Origin of the sequence: Klebsiella sp. A-Nf5 (genome assembly GCF_002810545.1) — a bacterium.
Lineage (GTDB): Bacteria > Pseudomonadota > Gammaproteobacteria > Enterobacterales > Enterobacteriaceae > Klebsiella > Klebsiella variicola.
On record NZ_PIOG01000041.1, the window covers coordinates 1 to 1,065 of the forward strand.

The 1,065-nt window shown below is 45.9% G+C and carries 1 protein-coding gene; it reads left to right on the top strand.

Annotated elements, in window-relative coordinates:
• The coding region (locus CWM53_RS05355) for an ATP-dependent nuclease (protein WP_165785027.1) at nucleotides 1-1,065 on the top strand (1,065 nt) is incomplete at both ends.

Sequence of the window (1,065 nt, forward strand, 5' to 3'; positions counted from 1 at the left end):
AAAAAGATTCATGAGGCTATTGGACCATCGGTAGAAGAGGTTAAAGAGCTTGGGTACCCCGGCTTGCATGATCCCCAAGAGATTCGTTTCCGCACGCGCATACAGACAGCCGAATTACTCGACCATGGGACAGCTGTTCAATACAGTATGCAGAAGGATTCATTAGAAGAGCTTCTACCGGAATATTCCATTGGACTCGGTTATCAGAATTTACAGTCCCTTAGTTACCAACTAGTTTCTTTCAAAGCTGCTCGACTAAATCCTGAAAAGGGCGCTCCTGCACCTGTTCATCTGGTTATGATTGAGGAACCCGAGGCTCATTTGCACGTACAGGTACAACGTATTTTCCCGGGTAAGGCACATAAGTTAATCAGTCCTAACGGTAGCGATGAGTCTGGTCTTAAAAGCCAATTGATTATCAGTACTCATTCTAGTCATCTAGCACATGCTGAGAGTTTTGACCGGCTGCGTTATGTTCGCCGCATTGCTAAGAGTGAAGAACAAAACATGCCTGCCACTGAGGTGGTCAATCTTGGGCAAGTTTTTGGTGATGATAAAACGACCCGTCAATTCGCTGAGCGTTATTTTCGCGTTCAACACACAGATCTTTTATTTGCCAATGCTGCAATCTTTGTCGAGGGGGTTGCTGAGCGAATGCTCTTACCTCTTTTCATTGAAAGAGATTTTGCAATACTCAACAGTCGCTATCTGTCCTTCCTTGATATTGGAGGTAGCCATGCTCATCGGCTAAGGTCTCTCGTTGAAAGACTCCGTATTCCAACTGTAATTATTACTGATATCGATCCAGTTGAAGAAAGACCTGGTAAGCCTAAGAAAAATGGGGAGCCGACTACAACCTTGGTTGCTGTAGCTAATACAGGACAACCCGGGCTGCAATGTGGGAACCCGACTCTTCGCGGATGGCACCCTAAGCTGCAACAGCTTGAGGATTTCAAGAACCCGAAAGATGAGCATCTTGTCTGGAACGAAATTGCCGAATGTTCTGTACGTTTCGCATGGCAGTTGCCTGTAGCCGAGGCTGATAGTCAGTGGCCAAGTACTTTT